This is a genomic window from Taklimakanibacter albus (assembly GCF_016595235.1).
In the GTDB taxonomy this organism is placed as follows: domain Bacteria; phylum Pseudomonadota; class Alphaproteobacteria; order Rhizobiales; family Aestuariivirgaceae; genus Taklimakanibacter; species Taklimakanibacter albus.
In genome coordinates this window covers 1,228,705-1,245,913 of sequence record NZ_JAENHL010000008.1, presented here as the reverse complement: position 1 = coordinate 1,245,913, position 17,209 = coordinate 1,228,705, and the positions used below count along the sequence as shown (strand labels likewise).

Sequence of the window (17,209 nt, the reverse complement as noted above, 5' to 3'; positions counted from 1 at the left end):
GAGAGAGATTGGATTATCGAGGCCTTTGCCTCGAATGCAAATAGTGCTGCCCGCCAAGTTCATCCCAATGCCGGCACGGCGACTTGTCAATAGGCCGTCGCTTTTCAGCCGTCGGAGCGAGGCATGGGAACCCGATCCGGAGTTGATCACGCGGTTTCGGACGAAGCCTGGATGATCCCGTGTTTCTTCAGGAGCGCCTCTTCGTCGCCTGCCACCCATCCGAAGACCTTCGCCTCGCCGCCGAGCTTTTGCACCAGATAGTGCACGTCGAAGTCGATCGTCACGTCGGGCGCCTCCTTGCGGGCATAGCTTGCCGTCCAGGCGACATGAGCGATGCAGTGATGCTCGTCGATCGGTGAGGTGCGGACGTGCCTTATCCGCATCTCCTGGGTTTCGATCTCACGGTAGCGGGCATAGCCTTGAGCCATGACTTTCTGGAGTCGTTCATCGTTCTTGCCGCTCGTGACCCCGGCGGGGGAGGCGGCGATGAAGTCGGTGGCATAGAGTGAAGCCACGGCATCCATATCCGCATCTCCGCCCAGCGCTTGGTTGAACAGGCGTTCATAGCGCTCGAACAGCTCCTTTACCGTACTCTCCATCCTGCTCTCCCGTGGGCGACGCGACCCCAAAACAAATACCGGGCGCACCGGCCGGGTTCCATGTTGGTCTGAGATTTTTCGCTCAGTTGAGGCGGGACTCGCGAGGCCTGAGGACAGGAAGCCTTTGTCCGCCGCGCCATCCGTGGCTGCGTGGTCCTGCATCGAACCGAAGCGCCAAATCCCTAACGCGCGGTCGCTCTGATGAGAGTTTCCCTGGCTGACGTCAGATGCGCCCGGCAGGCAAGCTCCACCATGGCGCGACTGCGGCTGAGAAGCGCCTCGATATAGGTCAAATGTTCCCGGATGGCGACCTCGTTGCGTTGCCTTTCGTCACGTTTGTTCCACTGATAGTGGTAGTGAAAGATCAACGTGATGATGTCGTAAAAGTCGTCGATGAACCGGTTGGACCGCGCCGAATTGATGAGCCGGTGAAACCGATTGTCGAGGTCGGAAAAATCATGATAGCGCCGATCGATCTCATTCAGCAGCGACAGATGCTCTTCGCGCAATGCCTCGATCTGGCGCCAAAGCGGGGAGTCGTCGGAAAGCGCGGCGAAAGCCATCGCCGATCTCAGTTCGAACATCTCGCGGATCTCGAACAGCTCCAGGGCGAAGCTCGTCGTAAAGCCCTTGAAATCCCAGCCGGCATTCGGCCGCCTCTCGATGAGGCCGAAGCGCTGGAAGCGATTCAGGAATTCGCGAATGCTGGTTGTCGCCACTCCGAACTGGCGCGCCAGTTCGAGTTCGTTGATGGTCGTTCCTGGTCGCGCATTGTCTCGAAGCATCCACTCCATGAAGCCCTTCTCCACTTGCGCCGATAGTGGAACGGTTTCAGCCTCCGCGAAACGCCGGCTCGTTGCGACCGTGGATCGAACATGACGTTGTCGCCCGCTCCCTTTGACGCCGCCTTGTTCGGTCAGCATCGCCAGCACCTTGCGTACCGTCGTCCGGCTCACATTGAGCCTGACGCTCAAGGCGTTTTCCGACGGCAACGCGTCGCCGTCGCGGAGTTCTGCAATCAGATCCAGAGTGTCGTTGAAGGCGCGTTTGAAGACGGTATCGGTTTTCATATCGTCGGCTTCCTCTGTCGTCTGACTTTTAATCCATAAAAAACAAATTGACCAAGCGATAGTTATTGGCTTTTGTCCATAATAAACCAAATTCGTGAAGATCATGGACAAGGCACGATGGCTGAACAACCAGAAATGGCTGTGCTCAGATCGAGAGGCGATGGCCTGTTTGCCAGGGCATCCGTCATTCCGCTCGCTTTGCGCCTGCTGAGCATCGGCCCGGTGCTGATCCTCGTTCTCCTGGCTGTTCTCTTCAGCCTGCTGACCCCGAATTTCCTCAAGCCCGGCAATCTCGGCAACATTGCCGCCCAGACGGCCGTCATCGCGATCGTGGCGATCGGTCAGCATCTCGTCATCCTGACCAGAGGCATCGACCTTTCGGTGGGAGCAAATCTGGCCCTGGCGACGGTTATCGGCGGCCTGGTCTTCCGCTCATTCGATTCGGCGATATTGGTGATGCTGGCGATGCTTCTGAGCGGCTCGGCCGTGGGAGCGGTCAACGGCCTCGTCTATGTATTCGGCCGCCTGCCGCATCCCTTCATCATTACGCTCGCCAGCCTCAGCATCTGCAGAGGGCTCGCTCTCGAATTGGCGATCGGCCATACCACCATGCGCGGCATGCCCGAATTGATCACGACGATCGGCGGCGCCTCGACTTTCGGTGTTCCCAACTCGCTCTTTGTGGTGCTCATCGTTACGGGCCTTGCCGTGCTCATGGCCAAGGCGATGGTGTGGGGCCGTTGGATCTACGCGGTTGGCGGCAATCCTCAGGCGGCGTTGGGAATGGGCATTCCCGTCAGGGCCGTCCTGGTCTCGACCTATGTGATATCCGGCTTATGCGCCGGTATTGGCGCCATCATGTTGGCGGGGCGGACGGCGGCGAGCTCGCCCCTTTACGGCAACCTGCTCGAGCTCGACACGATTGCGGCTGTCATCATCGGCGGCGCGAGTTTCCTTGGCGGCCGCGGCCATATCGGCCACGCCCTCGTCGGCGCGGTAATGATCGGCGTGATCCGCAACGCTCTGAACTTGCTGAATGTAGACGTGTTCTTCCAGATGATCGCGCTTGGCCTCATCATTGTTATGGCGGTTGAAGCGGACGTCTTGCGCAATCATCTGGAGGCCCGGGCCCGGGTCGTTCAGGCGTCGAGGACCCAATGACAGAGGCTCCCGCTGCGCCGGTACTCGCGGTCCGCCATGCCCAGAAGCATTTCGGCGCCGTTCATGCCTTGAAGGATGTCAGCATCGAAGCCTATCGCGGCGAGGTGCTGGCTCTGCTGGGCGACAATGGCGCCGGCAAGTCGACGCTCGTGAAATGCATCAGCGGCATTCACCCCCTGGATGAGGGCGAGATCGTGCTTGACGGCCAGGTCGTCGCCATCCGCTCGCCGGCGGCCGCGCGCCGCGTCGGTGTCGAGACGGTCTACCAGGATCTGGCGCTTTTCGACAACCTGACGCCGGCCCAGAACTTCTATTGCGGCCGTGAGATCGCTTTTCCCGCGTGGCTTCCGCAAGGGCTTCGTTTCCTCCGCGGCCGCGCCATGGATCAGGAGGCGGCGGCGGTCATCGAACGCCTCAAGGTCAAACTGCCGAAATTCGACGCGCCGGTGGCCCTGATGTCCGGTGGTCAACGCCAGGCGATAGCGGTGGCGCGCGCGACTGTTTTCGCGCGCAAGGTCGTGATTCTCGATGAGCCGACTGCCGCCCTTGGCGTGCGCGAGTCGCGCAAGGTTCTCGACCTGATCGTGCAACTGCGTGCCGAAGGCAACGCTGTAATCCTCATCACCCACAATATGGAGCATGTGATCGAGCTTGCCGACCGCGCGGTGGTCCTGCGCCAGGGCCGAAAGGTTGGTGAAATGAAACCCGATCGCGACAATCAGCGCAAGCTGGTCGCGCTGATCGTCGGCGCGGAGGTCTAGAGCATGATCCGGAAAAGTGCGAAGCGGCTTTCCGGAAAGATCATGCGCAAAGAGAGCATGATCCGGAAAAGTGGGAAGCGGTTTTCCGGAAAGATCATGCGCAAAGAGAGCATGATCCGGAAAAGTGGGAAGCGGTTTTCCGGAAAGATCATGCGCAAAGAATGAGATAAAGCGCGATGGCGACTCTTCCTTGAGCCATCACGCTTTGGAACCATTTCGCTGTCCTGTTGGCCGGCGAGACGAGGGTCGTTTCATGACGGAGCGATCCAGATAGGGAGGAGAAGCATGAGACTGACAAGACTGTTGGGAGGGTTGGTGCTGGCTGCTGCGATCACCAGTCCCGCGCTGGCCGACGAGAAGATAAAGATCGGCTTTATCACGAAGTTCCCGGTGCCTTTCTTCACAATCATGGAGGATGCGGCCAAGGCCTATGCCAAGGCGCATCCCGAAGTGGAGATCACGTTCGGCCAGGGTACTTCCGCGACTGACATCGAGGGGCAGATCGCGCTCATCGAGTCCATGGTGACGCAAGGCGTCAAAGGCATCGCCTTGACGCCAGTGGATCCGACCGTGGCTCCGGCGCTGGACAAGGCCATAGCGGCGGGCGTGAAAGTCGTCCTGATGGACAACAACATTCCCGACTGGCAGGGCCGCACGGCTCTGGCAACGACCGACAATTACAATGCCGGCAAGATCGCCGGTGAGTATCTGAAATCGGTGCTCAAGGAGGGCGATACGCTCGGCATCCTCGAGGGCGTGCCGGGCGTGCCGGCGCTCGATGACCGGGTCAATGGCATGCTGGAGGGGCTCAAGGGCGTCAATGTGAAGATTGTCGGCCGCGGCACCACCAAATGCACGGAGGAACTCGGGATCAGCGTCGCTGAAGACCTGCTGACCGCCAACCCGCATCTCAAGTCGATCTATGCGGCCTGTGGTCCGCCGGCGGCAGGCGCAGCCCAGGCGATCAAGAATGCCGGCATTGCCAATGACGCGATTGTGCTTGTGGGCTTCGACTTCTGTTGTGGCGAGGAGGAGGCCCTGACGGCCGGAATAGAAGATGCGTCCGTGGCGCAATTCCCGGCCAAGATGTCTGAACGGGGGGTAGATGCCCTGGTCAAGGCGATCCGCGGCGAAAAGGTGGAATCGCTCATCGACTCCGGCGCGGCCTTGGTCACCAAGGAAAACATGGCGCAGTTCAAGTAGTGAGCGAGGGGGCCGGATATGACCGGCCTCCTCCTTTTCAATTCAACGGCCGGCAGGTGGCAAGTGCAACTCACGGAAACTCTCGTCTGTATCGCACCCGGGACGCTGCGGCTGGAGAAGCGGCCGGTCCGCCGTGACGTTCCAGGTCATGTGCTTGTTCGCCCGCGCCGGATCGGTGTTTGTGGCACCGACTATCATATCTACGAGGGTAAGCATCCCTTCCTCCAATACCCCCGCGTGATGGGGCATGAACTCGCGGTCGAGGTCGTCGAAGCTCCCGCGGAATGCGCCGTCACCCCGGGCGAGATCTGTGTCGTCAACCCGTATCTATCCTGCGGACGATGTATCGCCTGTCATGCCGGCAAGCCGAACTGCTGCGTGAGCATCTCGGTCCTCGGCGTTCATCAGGACGGCGGCATGGCGGGTCTGCTGTCGATCCCGGCAGGAAATCTCATTCAAGCGGATGGCCTGAGTCCCGACGAATGCGCCGCAGTTGAATTCCTGGCGATTGGCGCTCATGCGGTGCGCCGTGGCACGGTGGCCGGTCGCGATAATGTCTTGGTGGTCGGTGCCGGGCCGATCGGCCTCGGCGTGGCCCTTTTTGCCCGTCTCGCCGGTGCCGGCGTCACCGTATACGATCGTGATTCGGAACGGGTCGCGGTTGCCCAGGCTATCGCCGGTGCGAGCCCCTTGATCTCGGAGGCCGATGTCTCACAAGCTGTGCGGGCCCACACGAATGGTGATGGTTTCGATGTCGTTTTTGACGCAACGGGCAATGAGAAAGCCATGCAACAGGGGTTCGACTTCGTCGCCCATGGCGGCCGGTATGTCCTCGTGAGCGTGGTCACGGGTCAGATCACTTTCATGGATCCGGTTTTCCATCGCAAGGAAATGACGCTCCTGGGCAGCCGCAACGCCACATCCGAGGATTTTGGGCGGGTCATCGCCGCCATCCGTGACCGTACTGTTCCAGTGGCGCGGCTGGTGACGCACCGGACAGATCTTGCGGGCGCGGTCCGCAATATCCCCATATGGGCAACTGAGAAGTCGGGGCTCATCAAGGCCCTTATCGAAATTGACTGACGCCCGCACAACGGCGCGTCTCTCGGCCGGTTGCAATTCCGTCCGGCTGCCATATGACCGTTCGCGCGTCAGTCCTGGCATCGTGCATCTTGGCGTTGGTGCGTTTCATCGGGCTCATGTCGCGGTCTATGTGGACGAGATCCTGAAACGTGATTCCTCCTGGGGGATCATCGGCGCCTCACTCCGCCGATCCGACACGCGCAATGCTCTTGCCCCGCAGGATTTTCTCTACACCGTCGTCGCGCGCGACGGCGCCGCCACGACGATGCGGGCTATCGGTTCTCTCTTGGATGTTCTGGATGCCCATAACCAGAATCGTGAGCTTATCGCGGCAATGACTGACCCGCGCATCCGTATCGTTTCACTCACCATCACGGAGAAGGGCTACTGTCACGATCCGGCCACAGGCGCGCTCGATCCAGGCCATCCGGACATCCTCCACGACCTCGCAAATCCGACGGCGCCGGTCAGCGCTCCTGGCCTCTTGGTCCGGGCGCTCGAATTGCGCAGGGCGGCCGGTATTCCTCCCTTTACGGTTCTCTGTTGCGACAATCTGCCGGCCAATGGCGAAGTGACGGCCCGGGTCGTCGGATCGTTCGCTCGTCTTCGCGACACCGGGCTGGCCGACTTCATTGCCGGCGAGGTGGCGTTTCCGTCGTCCATGGTGGATAGGATCGTTCCGGCCACGACGGATGACGATCGCAGGCTCGTCCGCGAGACCATCGGGTTGCACGATGCCTGGCCGGTCGTGACCGAGCCCTATTCGCAATGGGTGATCGAGGATCGCTTCCCCACTGGAAGGCCGCATTTTGAGGCCGTGGGCGCTGAACTCGTGAAGGACGTGCGGCCATACGAGCTCATGAAGTTGCGCCTCCTGAACGGCAGCCACTCGACGCTCGCTTATCTCGGCTACCTGGCCGGATATGAATTCGTCAGCCAGGCGATCGCCGAGCCCGCTTTTCGGACACTGATCGACGAGCTTATGACCGAAGAGGTCATGGAGACGCTTCCCCGCAGCGTCGGAGATCTCTCCTTCTATCCCGCCGCGTTGCTGCAGAGATTTGCCAACCCCGCCCTGAAGCATCGTACCTGGCAGATCGCAATGGACGGCAGTCAGAAGCTGCCTCAGCGGTTGCTGGGCACGATTCGTGACCGCCTCGCACGCGGCAAGTCGATCACGCGCGCCGCGCTCGGCGTGGCGGGATGGATGCGCTACGTCGCCGGCGTTGATGAACAAGGCCGCCGGATCGACGTCCAGGATCCCCTGGCGAAGCGGCTCAGGGCAATTGCCGACGAGGCGGAGGGCTTACCCGCCAGGTATGTCGACGGCATGCTTCGCGTGTCGGAAGTCTTCGGTGATGAGCTGGCGGAGAGCCATGTCTTGCGCGAGAATCTCACCGGCCACCTTGCGTCACTGTACCGGCACGGCGCGCTGCAGACAGTTCGCAATGTGATCGGCGTCGGGCGTTAGCACCATTGTCGTGAGACCTGCTTCGGTGGATCAATTTGCCGTCCGGAAGCAACAAAAAACCCGGCGCTGAGGCCGGGCTTTTTATTCGTATGAGATCTCGCTCAGTTGAGGCGGGACTTCACCGCGTCGATCGATTCCTCGATCAGCTGGGCACCCTTGGCGCCTTCGCTGGCGGCTGCCAGGAGCTCGGTGGCGGCGCTGACCGCCACATCGGTAGCGGCGGTGCGGACATCCTTGACCGCCTGCTGCTCGGCCTGGGCGATCTTCTGCTCGGCCTGCTTGGTGCGGCGCTCCAGCGTCTCGGTGAGCTTGGCGCGGGTCTCATGCGCCAGCGCTTCGGCTTCCTTGCGGGCGAGGGCCACGATGTCCTCGGCGTCCTTCTCGGCCTGGGCGCGCTTCTTCTTGTATTCGTCGAGCAGCGCCTGCGCTTCCTCGCGCAGCTTCTTGGCCTCGGCCAGTTCCTTGGCGATGCGCGCCGAACGTTCGTCGAGCATCGCGGCAACCTTCGCCGGCACCTTCAGATAGATGAGAAGGGCGATGAAGAGCAGGAAGGCGACGAGGACCCAGGTTTCGGGTTTTGCAAGCATGATCAGTTCCCCTGCGCCTTGGCGACGGCCTTGGCGGCATCGGCGGCGCTCGCCTTGGTGCCGGTGAGCCGGCCGACGATCTCGGCCGCAATGTCGGTGGCGAGATCGGTCACGCTGGCCAGCGCCTTGGCGCGCGTCGCCTGGATGGCCTTTTCGGCCTCGGCGATCTTGGCGGCGAGCTGGCCGTCAAGCTTGCTGCGCTCCTTGTCCACCTCGGCGGAAAGTTTGTTGCGCGTCTCTTGCGCGATGCCATGCGCTTTGCTGCGCGCATCGGCGAGTGACTTCTCATACTCGGCGACGGCCTTGTCGGTATCCGCCTTGAAGCGCTGCGCCGCGGCCAAGTCGCTGTCGATCTGGTTCTTGCGGCCCTCGATGACGCCGCCGGTGCGCGGGATCACGATCTTCGAGATGATGAAATAGAGGACAAGGAAGGTCACCGCGAGCCAGAACAGCTGCGGCGGCCAGGTAGTGACGTCGAGTTGCGGCATGGCTCTAGCGCCTCATCATGATCCAAGCGCCGGCGAGGGCCTTGTCGGCCCTGCCGGTAAGCGAAGACTTCGGTTCGATCAACCGAAGAGAATGAGCATGGCGACGGCGAAGCCGATCAGGCCCGTCGCTTCGGCGAAGGCGAAGCCGAGGAACAGCGTGCCGCGCTGGCCGGCGGCGGCCGCCGGATTGCGCAGAGCGCCCGCGAGGTAATTGCCGAAGATGTGGCCGATACCGACGCCCGCGCCGCCAAGCGCAATGGCCGCGATACCCGCACCGATCATCTTTGCTGCTTCAACTTCCATCTGACTTCTCCTGTTGAATGGATGGATTAAGATCCGATTGAATGAACTAAAAGGCGAAAATTAGTGGTCCACACCCATGGCGTCGCTGAGATACATGCAGGTGAGGAGGGCGAAGACATAGGCCTGCAGCGCCGCCACCAGAACTTCCAGGGCATAGAGGCCGACGAGCGCGGCGAGCGGCAGCCAGCCGGCGGTGACGCCGAGCATGACGACGAAGCCCGCCATCACCTTCACCATCATGTGGCCCGCCATCATGTTGGCGAACAGACGGATCGAGAGGCTCAAGGGGCGGATGAAGTAGGACACGACCTCGATGACGACGACCAGCGGCAGCAGCAGGCCCGGCACGCCCGACGGCACGAACAGCTTGAGATAACCGAAGCCGTTCCGATAGAAGCCGATGAGGGTGGCGCCGATGAAGACGACGAGCGCCAGGGCCAGCGTCACGATGATGTGGCTCGTCACCGTGAAGGAATAGGGGATGAGGCCGAGGACGTTGCAGAAGAGGATGAAGGTGAAGAGGGTGAGCACGAAGGGGAAATAGGTGCGGGCATTTTCATGCAGCACTTCCTTCGTCATGTTGTCGATGAATTCGTAGATGCTCTCGGCGACCGACTGCAGGCGCGTCGGGATCAGGTGCTTGGGCGCCAGGAGGAAGAGCAGGGCGGCGCAGGCCACCGCGATGATGGCCCAGAGACCCGAATTGGTCAGCGAGAAGGGGCCGAGGTCGATGAGGGTGTTGATATGGAACTGATGGATCGGATCGATGATCTTCTCAGCATGCTCAGGCGCAGCGCCGGCTGCCACTTCCGTAGTGCTTGTTGACACGTTCAATCCTCGTCATCGTCCTTGACCGACGGCGCTACCGGGCCTTTGCCGCCCAGTATCTCCTCGGCCTGTTTGCTCTTTGAGAGCCGCATCACATTGACGACCCCCGCAGCGATCCCGAACGGCATCAGAGCCAGCATGACCCACGGCGCCGTGCCGAAATACTTGTCCACCATCCAGCCGAGCCCCATGCACACCGCGAGACCGACGAACATCTCGGTCACCGCCCGCATGGCGAGACCCGCCGCCGATCCTTCGGTCTTGTCAGGCCCTTCCGGGCCCTTGCGCTGGTTCAGGCTGGTATCCAGCCGCTTTTCCAAATCCTTGAGCCGGTCATCGAATTCTTTCATGATCCTGCTCTGATTGATGGTTGTTGCGGTCTGAACGCCCCTCAAAATCGGCCGCACCATAGAGTTTGGGCAAAAACGTGTCAAGGAATGGCTGGCCGATTCAAACCTTTGATTCGCAAGGGCTTTTGAGGCTCCACTGACGATGCGGCGATTCGCGCGCCAGATTGGGCGCATGGCTGTGAAAATAGAGATTCTCGGGCGGCCTGTTTCGCGCTTCTCGATTGGAGGGGCCGGGCTGGCGCAATCACCTTGAATACAGGATGCCGATCCGTCTGGACGCGGTCCAGGCAACTGCGTATCCATCGTGAGCGAGCTTGCCGAACTTTCCGAATCAGCGTGGGGCAATAAGGACTTGCGATGGCTGAAACCGTTTCCGTGAAGAAGGACTGGTGGTCGTCGATCACCCCTTATCTCACGCCCCGCATGCTGATCATCCTGGCGATGGGTTTCGCCTCCGGCCTGCCATTGCTGCTGACGCTCTCCACTTTGTCCTATTGGCTGTCCAAGATCGGCGTCGACAAGACCACCATCGGGCTCTTCGCGGCGGTTGGCACACCTTACACGCTCAAGTTCCTGTGGTCGCCGATCATGGACCAGGTGCCGCTGCCGGTGCTCACGCGCCTGCTCGGACGGCGGCGCAGCTGGCTTCTCGTCACGCAGCTGCTTCTGGCAGCGGCTATCTTCGCCATGGGGCAGGTGGATCCGCGCCTCGATCCGTGGACGACCGCGCTTATCGCCGTCATCGTCGCTTCTCTCTCCGCCAGCCAGGACATCGTCATCGACGCCTACCGCATCGAATTCCTGCCTAAGGACGAGCAGGGCCATGGTGCCGCCGCCACCCAGATCGGCTACCGCATCGGCTTGCTGCTCGCCGGCGCCGGCGCCGTCGGCCTGTCTGACTTCTATCCCTGGTCGGTGGTGTTCGGCGTGCTCGCTGCCGTCATGATCGCCTGCGCCGTCCTGACCCTGTTTGTGCCCGAGCCCAAGATCGCGGCGGAGCCGGGCGAGCGCGATTATATTCAGTGGGTCAAGGAATCGGTCATCGACCCCTTCGGTGACTTCGTCAGCCGCCGCGGCTGGGTCGTCATCCTGCTTTTCGTTCTCTTCTACAAATTCGGCGACGCGCTCGGCGGCACCATGGCCAATCCCTTCTATGTCGAGATGGGCTACACCGGCCTCGAGATTGCCAGCATCAGCAAGGTCTGGGGCATCTGGATGACGATCGTCGGCGCCGTGCTCGGCGGCATCGCGGTGGCGCGCTGGGGTGTATTCCGGGCGCTGCTGATCGGCGGCGTCCTGCAGGCCGTCACCAATTTCGCCTTCGCCTATGTGGCCGTTCGGGGGACACAATATGGCCTCTGCGCCAAGGAGGCGCTGGCTGCCGATCCTCAGGCGCTGGTGAGCACCTTATGCGCCGCCTTCCCGCATGATCTTCCGGCGCTCGCCATCGCCATCACCGCCGACAATGTCGCCGGCGGTGCGGCCGGCGCGGCGCTCGTCGCCTATCTGTCAGGTCTGTGCAACGTCGCGTTCACCGCCACCCAATATGCGCTGCTGACGTCCTTCATGGCGCAGGGACGCACCTGGCTGTCCGCGGGCAGTGGCTGGCTCGCCGATCACACCGACTGGTTTACCTTCTGGAGCGCGACCGCTTTCCTTGCAATCCCGGGCCTGCTGCTGCTTCTATGGATCATGCGGCTCTATCCAAGCGGCGCCGTCATCGAGCGTGGTCCTGTCTCTCGCCCGTGATGCGCGTCCCGGGATCAAGCGCGGGATGCGAAAAAGTGGATGCCGGTTTTTCGCGAGAATCTTGCGCTAACATATGAGAATTGATCACGTTTATGAAGTTGGATCGATTCGATCCAACTTCATCGTGATCAAGTGCTACAGTAGTACATTGTGACCGAAACCCGGAAGCTCGTGGCAATTCTGGCGGCCGACGTCGTCGGCTACAGCCGGCTTACCAGTGTTGATGAGGACCGCACTCTGGCACGCCTGCGCGCCCTGCGCAGCGATCTGATCGATCCCACGATTACGGTCCATATGGGCCGGGTGATCAAACGCACCGGCGATGGCGCGCTGGTCGAGTTTCGCAGCGTCGTGGACGCGGTGCGGTGCGCCACCGAGGTGCAGAATGCCATGGTCGAGCGCAATGCCGGCCTGCCGCCCGACCGGCGCATCGAATTCAGGATCGGCATCCATCTGGGCGACGTAGTGGAGGAAAGCGACGGCGACCTGATGGGCGAGGGCGTGAACATCGCCGCGCGCCTGGAGGGGGTGGCGCAGCCGGGCGCCATTTGCCTTTCCGAGGACGCCTATCGGCAAGTGAAATCCCGCCTCGACCTGAAGATCAACGATCTCGGCGAGGTCAGGCTCAAGAACATCATCGAGCCGATGCGGGTCTACTCGCTGCATGTCGGCATCCCCGCTGACGTGAAGCCCGCTTCCGTGCCGCAAGCCACCGTGGCCGAAGCGCCTGCGCCCGGGCTCGCCCTTCCCGACCGGCCCTCCATTGCGGTGCTGCCGTTCCAGAATATGAGCGACGACCCCAGCCAGGAACATCTGGCGGATGGCGTCGTCGAGGACATCCTGACCGCGCTGGCGCGCCTGCGCTGGCTGTTCGTCATCGCCCGTAATTCGAGCTTCACCTACAAGGGGCGAAGCGTCGACGTGAAGCAGGTGGGGCGCGAACTCGGCGTGCGTTATGTGCTGGAAGGCAGCGTGCGCCGGTCCGGCAACCGGGTGCGCATCACCGGCCAGCTCATCGATAGCGCGACGGGCACACATCTTTGGGCCGACCGCTTCGACGGCGCGATCGAGGATATCTTCGATCTGCAGGACCAGGTCACGAGCCGCGTCCTCGGCGCCATCGCGCCGAAGCTGCAGCAGGCGGAGATCGAACGGGCGGCGCACAAGCCGCCGCAAAACCTCGATGCCTGGGAGAGCTTCATCCGCGGCCTGCATCTCTTCAGCCAGCATTCCGATGCCTCGACCAGGAAGGCGATTGATATGCTGGATCACGCCATCGAGCTGGATCCGGATTATGCCCGCGCCCATGGGCTGAGGGCCGTCTGCCTGGCCTGGCGGGTCTTCCAGGGATGGGAGAACCGCGACACGGCCTTCGCGGCGGCCACCGACAGCGTTCACCGGGCCTTCGCCAGTGATTCCGACGAGCCCTGGGCTTTCATAGCGCAGGCCTTCGTCAGCCTCGGGAAACGCGACGATCAGGCGGCCGTGGCGGCGCTCACCGAGGCAGTGAATGCGAGTCCCAATTTTGCCTTTGCCCACGCCTTGCTCGGTGCCGTACACGCTTTCGGCGGACGGCCCGCGCAGGCGATCGAATGCATCGAGCGGGGGGCACGTCTGAGCCCGCGCGACATCTTTGCCGAGGAATACCAGCTGTTTTATTCCTTCGCGCATTTCCAGGCCGGGCGATATGCCGAGGCGGCGGCGGCGGCCGAACGGGCCATACAACTGCGCCCCGAACATCCGGCGCTTTATATCATGGCCGCGTCCTCCTACGGACAGGCGGGCGAGATCGGGAAATCGAAGGATATGTTGGTGCAGCTGTCGAACCTCGTCCCGACAATTTCGGCAGCGGCCATCGCCGAGACTTTTCCCTACACCAGGCAGGACGATCGGGATCGGCTTGTTGCGGGCTTGCGCGCCGGAGGGCTCGCCGGCTGAAGCGCGGTCGCCGGGCTTGCTATCCCGGGCCCGGTGGTGATCTTATGGGAAATGGCAATCCGCTGTTGATGGCGGTGCCCTGCACATCCCTGTAGATCCGCTGTTATTCCCCTGCTAATCCGCTGTTGATCTGCAGCGGATTAGCAGCGGTCAGCCGACTTCCGCCACCAGTTGCTCGGCGGTCTGCAGGTCGACGGAGACGAGCTGCGACACGCCGCGCTCCATCATGGTGACGCCGAACAAACGGTTCATGCGCGCCATGGTGAGCGGGTGGTGGGTGATGATCAGGAAGCGCGTCTCGGTGCGCTCCAGCATCGCGTCGAGCAGGTTGCAGAAGCGCTCGACATTGTGGTCGTCCAACGGCGCGTCGACTTCGTCCAGCACGCAGATCGGCGACGGGTTGGTGAGGAAGACGGCGAAGATGAGCGACATCGCGGTGAGCGTCTGCTCGCCGCCCGACAGCAGTGATAGCGTCGTCGGCTTCTTGCCCGGCGGATTGGCGACGATCTCGAGGCCCGCTTCCAGCGGATCATCCGATTCGATGAGCTGCAGCTCGGCCTTGCCGCCGCCGAACAGTGTCGTGAACAGCTGGCCGAAATTCTCGTTCACCGTGCCGAAGGCGTCGAGCAGGCGCTGACGGCCTTCGCGGTTGAGGCTCTGGATGCCGCCGCGCAATTTGGCGATGGCCTGCACCACGTCGTCGCGCTCCTTGGTGAGCCCGTCGAGCTGCTTGGCCACTTCCTCGGCTTCCTCGTCGGCGCGCAGATTGACGCCGCCGAGCCGCTCGCGATCCTCGCGCAGAGTGTTGAGCTTGCGCTCGACCTCGTCGAGCGGGAGCATATTGGCCTCTTCGAGACCGGCGGTCTCGATGATCTCGGTCGGCGCGCAATGCAGCGCCTCGGCGATGCGCCGTTCGCTTTCGCTGTGGCGCTCGCGCGACGATTCGAGGCGGGCTTCGAGACGCGCATGGTCTTCGCGCGCCCGTGACGCCTGGTCCTGTGCGGCGCGCAAAGCCTGGTCGGCGGCACGCACATTGTTCTCGGCTTCGGCAAGAGCGTCGGCGGCCGCTTTGCGCTCGCTTTCCGCCTCATGCAGTGTGTTCATCAGCTTGAGGCGCTTGTCGGCGAAAGCCTGCGGCAGATCGGCCATTTCGGCGAGCGTCGCACGGGTCTCGTCGGCGCGCCGCGTGAGGGTTTCGACCTGGGCGCCGGCACGGCGGGCACGTTCCTGCCACTGTGACTGCTCGGCGACGATGGACTTCAGCCGGTCGGCGCGGTTCTGCGCCTCGCGCTCGACGCCGTCATGGCGGGCGCGCGCTTCGGCATAGACGGCGCGTTCGCGGTTGACGCTGTCGCGATGGGCGCCGATTTCCTGCGTGAGGCCGTCGAGCTCCGGCAGCTCGGCGAATTCGGCTTCGGCCGCGGCAAGCTGCGACTGCGCTTCGGCGAGATTGGCTTCGACGCGGCGCTTGGCTTCATCGAGGGCGCCCGTCTGCTGCAGGCGCTCGGCCACTTGCCGCTCATGCTGGCTCAACGCCCGGCGCGCCACTTCGACGGCCGAGGTGGCGGCCCGCCACGCTTCGCGATGCTCGCGCTCGGCGCGCACGAAGGTGTCGACCGAGCCTTTGGTCTGTTCGGCCTGGAATCTCGCCGCTTCGGCGGTCTTCTGGGCTTCGATCATCTCGGCTTCGAGCGCCACCAGGCGGTTGCGCTCGGCGAGCCGCTTGGCGGCGGCGCTCGGCGCATCGGCGGCGGCGGTGAAGCCGTCCCAGCGCCATACGTCGCCTTCGACGCTGACCAGCCGCTGCCCGGGCTTGAGTTCGCTCTGCAGCGCCTGGCCGAGAGCCCGGCTGACGATGCCGATATGCGAGAGGCGGCGCGCCAGAGCCGGCGGCGCGTCGACGAAAGTGGTGAGGGGTTCGGCGCCGTTGGGAAGCGGATGCGTTTCCGCCAGTGGCGGCAGGCCACGCCAATGCACGGGGGCCGCCTCGTCCGCCGAGGCGTCGATATCTTCGCCAAGCGCCGCACCGAGTGCTGCCTCATAGCCGCGCTGCACTTTGAGCGCGTCGATCAAGGGCGGCCACAGATCGCCGTCACTGGCGCGCAGCAGATTGCTCAGCGTGCGCACTTCGGTCGACAGCCGTTCCGATATGCGCCGTGAATCCTCGTAGGCCTGCCTCGTGTCGGTCTCGTTCTGGCGGGCCTGGCGCAATTGCGCCTCGGCCTCGTTGCTCGATTCCTCGGCGGCGGCGACGACCATCAGCGCGGTCTCGACCGCCTCGGCCAGCCTTTCGCCTTCGGAGGGCGGCGCCACTTGCGCCATCAGCGCCTGGAAGCGTGCCGCGGTCTCTTGCGCCTCGCGCTCGAAGCGGCCGATACGCTGGCGCTGCTCGTCGATGACGCGCTGCGCCGCGTTGCGCTTGGCGGTCAGGTCGGAGAGCTGCACATTCGCCTGGTCGAGCGCTTCCTGGGCACGGGCGAGCGCTTCGGCGGCTTCCTGCAGCTTCTGCGCCGCTTCGGCGCGATGCTGAGCGTCGCCTTCCTGCGCGGCATTGAGCTCGGCTTCCTCGCCGGCCAGGCGCTCGAGCACACCCGTCGTGTCGTGGATCGTCTCTTCCTCGCGGGCGAGGTCCGCCACTGCCTGGACCAGGCGGGCGTCGAGTTCCTTGCGCCGGTTCTCGGCGCGCTTCTCTTCCTCGTCGAGATTGGAACGCTCGATGGTGAGACGCTGCAGGACGGCGGCGCGCACCGTCTCGTTCTCGCGCAAGCTCGGCAGCTTGTCGCCCTGATCGTCGCGATGGCGCAGAGCTTCCGATGCGGCCTGGGTCAGTTCGGCGAGAAGGCGGGTCGCTTCGTCGAGCGCCTGCGCGTCGCGCGTGGCATGGTCGGCGGCGTCCTTCCAGGCGAGATAGAGGCCGGTGGCCTCGAGCCGGCGGATATCGGCCGACAGGGCTTTGTATTTCGCTGCCTGGCGCGCCTGGCGCTTGAGGCTCGACAACTGCGTCTGCAGCTGTCCGATCACGTCTTCGAGGCGCGACACATTCGTCTCGGCGGCCCTGAGCTTGAGCTCGGCCTCATGCCGGCGGGTATGGAGGCCGGTGATGCCGGCCGCTTCTTCGAGGATGAGGCGGCGCGCCTGCGGCTTGGCATTGATGATCTCGCCGATCTGGCCTTGCCGCACGAGGGCGGGCGAGCGGGCGCCGGTCGAGACGTCGGCGAACAGCAATTGCACGTCGCGGGCGCGCACATCGCGGCCGTTGATGCGATAGGCCGAGCCCGCTTCGCGCTCGATGCGGCGCGAAATTTCCAGCGTCTCATTGTCGTTGAATTGCGGCGGGGCGGTGCGCTCGACATTGTCCATCGTCACCAGCACTTCCGCCATGTTGCGGGCCGGGCGGTTGGAGGTGCCGGAGAAGATGACGTCGTCCATGCCGGACGCGCGCATGTTCTTGTAGGAGCTTTCGCCCATCACCCAGCGAAGCGCTTCGAGCAGGTTGGACTTGCCGCAGCCATTGGGGCCGACGATGCCGGTCAATCCTCTTTCGATGACCAGCTCCGTCGGTTCGACGAACGACTTGAAGCCCGAAAGCCTGAGTCGTGAGAACTTCATAACCCCACC

The 17,209-nt window shown here is 63.1% G+C and carries 16 protein-coding genes; 7 read left to right on the top strand and 9 right to left on the bottom strand.

Translation table 11 applies throughout. The features are described 5' to 3' along the window. Positions 1–146 precede the first annotated feature (146 nt). Both JHL16_RS28945 and JHL16_RS28940 read right to left on the bottom strand, forming a co-directional pair. Complete coding sequence (locus JHL16_RS28945; RefSeq protein WP_200188350.1) at positions 147–599, bottom strand: nuclear transport factor 2 family protein; 453 nt, start codon at positions 597–599, stop codon at positions 147–149. Positions 600–781: 182 nt separating this feature from the next. Further along, complete coding sequence (locus tag JHL16_RS28940; protein WP_200189591.1) at positions 782–1,669, bottom strand: GntR family transcriptional regulator; 888 nt, start codon at positions 1,667–1,669, stop codon at positions 782–784. A 117-nt stretch (positions 1,670–1,786) separates the two neighbouring features. Between JHL16_RS28940 and JHL16_RS28935 the strand changes: the two genes are divergently transcribed. After that, the gene (locus JHL16_RS28935; RefSeq protein WP_246771198.1) at positions 1,787–2,830 is read left to right on the top strand and encodes an ABC transporter permease; all 1,044 of its coding nucleotides are present in this window, start codon (positions 1,787–1,789) and stop codon (positions 2,828–2,830) included. Continuing rightward, positions 2,827–3,591, top strand: a complete 765-nt coding sequence (locus tag JHL16_RS28930; protein WP_200188349.1) for an ATP-binding cassette domain-containing protein — start codon at positions 2,827–2,829, stop codon at positions 3,589–3,591. The genes JHL16_RS28935 and JHL16_RS28930 overlap by 4 nt, the downstream gene beginning before the upstream one ends. Here JHL16_RS28930 and JHL16_RS28925 read toward each other — a convergent pair. After that, a complete protein-coding gene (locus JHL16_RS28925) occupies positions 3,588–3,806 on the bottom strand; it encodes a hypothetical protein (RefSeq protein ID WP_200188348.1) in 219 nt (72 codons plus the stop codon). The genes JHL16_RS28930 and JHL16_RS28925 overlap by 4 nt on opposite strands. 70 nt (positions 3,807–3,876) lie before the next feature. On the opposite strand from JHL16_RS28925, the gene JHL16_RS28920 reads away from it, so the two are divergent. From JHL16_RS28920 to JHL16_RS28910, 3 genes are read left to right on the top strand one after another with little or no spacing between them, the layout of a single operon-like run. After that, entirely contained in the window at positions 3,877–4,794 is a 918-nt protein-coding gene (locus JHL16_RS28920) for a sugar ABC transporter substrate-binding protein (protein WP_200188347.1), read from the top strand. An 18-nt stretch (positions 4,795–4,812) separates the two neighbouring features. Beyond that, positions 4,813–5,877, top strand: a complete 1,065-nt coding sequence (locus JHL16_RS28915; protein WP_200188346.1) for a zinc-binding alcohol dehydrogenase family protein — start codon at positions 4,813–4,815, stop codon at positions 5,875–5,877. After that, a complete protein-coding gene (locus tag JHL16_RS28910; RefSeq protein ID WP_246771197.1) occupies positions 5,870–7,348 on the top strand; it encodes a mannitol dehydrogenase family protein in 1,479 nt (492 codons plus the stop codon). Before JHL16_RS28915 ends, JHL16_RS28910 begins: the two co-directional genes overlap by 8 nt. Before the next feature lie 101 nt (positions 7,349–7,449). On the opposite strand, the gene JHL16_RS28905 is transcribed toward JHL16_RS28910, so the two are convergent. From JHL16_RS28905 to JHL16_RS28885, 5 genes are all read right to left on the bottom strand, one after another. Further along, the gene (locus JHL16_RS28905; RefSeq protein WP_200188345.1) at positions 7,450–7,935 is read right to left on the bottom strand and encodes a F0F1 ATP synthase subunit B family protein; all 486 of its coding nucleotides are present in this window, start codon (positions 7,933–7,935) and stop codon (positions 7,450–7,452) included. Positions 7,936–7,937: 2 nt separating this feature from the next. Continuing rightward, positions 7,938–8,423, bottom strand: coding sequence for a F0F1 ATP synthase subunit B family protein (locus tag JHL16_RS28900; RefSeq protein WP_200188344.1), 486 nt, complete (start codon positions 8,421–8,423; stop codon positions 7,938–7,940). Between the two features lie 78 nt (positions 8,424–8,501). Beyond that, the gene (locus JHL16_RS28895; RefSeq protein WP_119389921.1) at positions 8,502–8,726 is read right to left on the bottom strand and encodes a F0F1 ATP synthase subunit C; all 225 of its coding nucleotides are present in this window, start codon (positions 8,724–8,726) and stop codon (positions 8,502–8,504) included. Positions 8,727–8,786: 60 nt separating this feature from the next. After that, positions 8,787–9,497 carry a F0F1 ATP synthase subunit A gene (locus JHL16_RS28890; protein ID WP_200189576.1) on the bottom strand — a complete coding sequence of 237 codons (711 nt, stop codon included), beginning with the start codon at positions 9,495–9,497 and terminating at the stop codon, positions 8,787–8,789. A 59-nt stretch (positions 9,498–9,556) separates the two neighbouring features. Then, a complete protein-coding gene (locus JHL16_RS28885) occupies positions 9,557–9,904 on the bottom strand; it encodes an AtpZ/AtpI family protein (protein WP_200188343.1) in 348 nt (115 codons plus the stop codon). Positions 9,905–10,261: 357 nt separating this feature from the next. On the opposite strand from JHL16_RS28885, the gene JHL16_RS28880 reads away from it, so the two are divergent. Next, a complete protein-coding gene (locus tag JHL16_RS28880; RefSeq protein ID WP_200188342.1) occupies positions 10,262–11,653 on the top strand; it encodes an AmpG family muropeptide MFS transporter in 1,392 nt (463 codons plus the stop codon). Positions 11,654–11,803: 150 nt separating this feature from the next. Continuing rightward, the gene (locus tag JHL16_RS28875) at positions 11,804–13,591 is read left to right on the top strand and encodes an adenylate/guanylate cyclase domain-containing protein (RefSeq protein ID WP_200188341.1); all 1,788 of its coding nucleotides are present in this window, start codon (positions 11,804–11,806) and stop codon (positions 13,589–13,591) included. Positions 13,592–13,741: 150 nt separating this feature from the next. On the opposite strand, the gene smc is transcribed toward JHL16_RS28875, so the two are convergent. Beyond that, positions 13,742–17,200, bottom strand: a complete 3,459-nt coding sequence (gene smc, locus JHL16_RS28870) for a chromosome segregation protein SMC (RefSeq protein WP_200188340.1) — start codon at positions 17,198–17,200, stop codon at positions 13,742–13,744. Between the last annotated feature and the right edge of the window lie 9 nt (positions 17,201–17,209).

Coding starts and splice junctions, on each gene's coding strand:
- JHL16_RS28940 (WP_200189591.1), bottom strand. CDS start 1,669: ATGAAAACCGATACCGTCTTCAAACGCGCCTTCAACGACACTCTGGAT.
- JHL16_RS28920 (WP_200188347.1), top strand. CDS start 3,877: ATGAGACTGACAAGACTGTTGGGAGGGTTGGTGCTGGCTGCTGCGATC.
- JHL16_RS28935 (WP_246771198.1), top strand. CDS start 1,787: ATGGCTGAACAACCAGAAATGGCTGTGCTCAGATCGAGAGGCGATGGC.
- JHL16_RS28905 (WP_200188345.1), bottom strand. CDS start 7,935: ATGCTTGCAAAACCCGAAACCTGGGTCCTCGTCGCCTTCCTGCTCTTC.
- JHL16_RS28945 (WP_200188350.1), bottom strand. CDS start 599: ATGGAGAGTACGGTAAAGGAGCTGTTCGAGCGCTATGAACGCCTGTTC.
- JHL16_RS28930 (WP_200188349.1), top strand. CDS start 2,827: ATGACAGAGGCTCCCGCTGCGCCGGTACTCGCGGTCCGCCATGCCCAG.
- JHL16_RS28895 (WP_119389921.1), bottom strand. CDS start 8,726: ATGGAAGTTGAAGCAGCAAAGATGATCGGTGCGGGTATCGCGGCCATT.
- JHL16_RS28880 (WP_200188342.1), top strand. CDS start 10,262: ATGGCTGAAACCGTTTCCGTGAAGAAGGACTGGTGGTCGTCGATCACC.
- JHL16_RS28885 (WP_200188343.1), bottom strand. CDS start 9,904: ATGAAAGAATTCGATGACCGGCTCAAGGATTTGGAAAAGCGGCTGGAT.
- smc (WP_200188340.1), bottom strand. CDS start 17,200: ATGAAGTTCTCACGACTCAGGCTTTCGGGCTTCAAGTCGTTCGTCGAA.
- JHL16_RS28915 (WP_200188346.1), top strand. CDS start 4,813: ATGACCGGCCTCCTCCTTTTCAATTCAACGGCCGGCAGGTGGCAAGTG.
- JHL16_RS28925 (WP_200188348.1), bottom strand. CDS start 3,806: ATGGTTCCAAAGCGTGATGGCTCAAGGAAGAGTCGCCATCGCGCTTTA.
- JHL16_RS28900 (WP_200188344.1), bottom strand. CDS start 8,423: ATGCCGCAACTCGACGTCACTACCTGGCCGCCGCAGCTGTTCTGGCTC.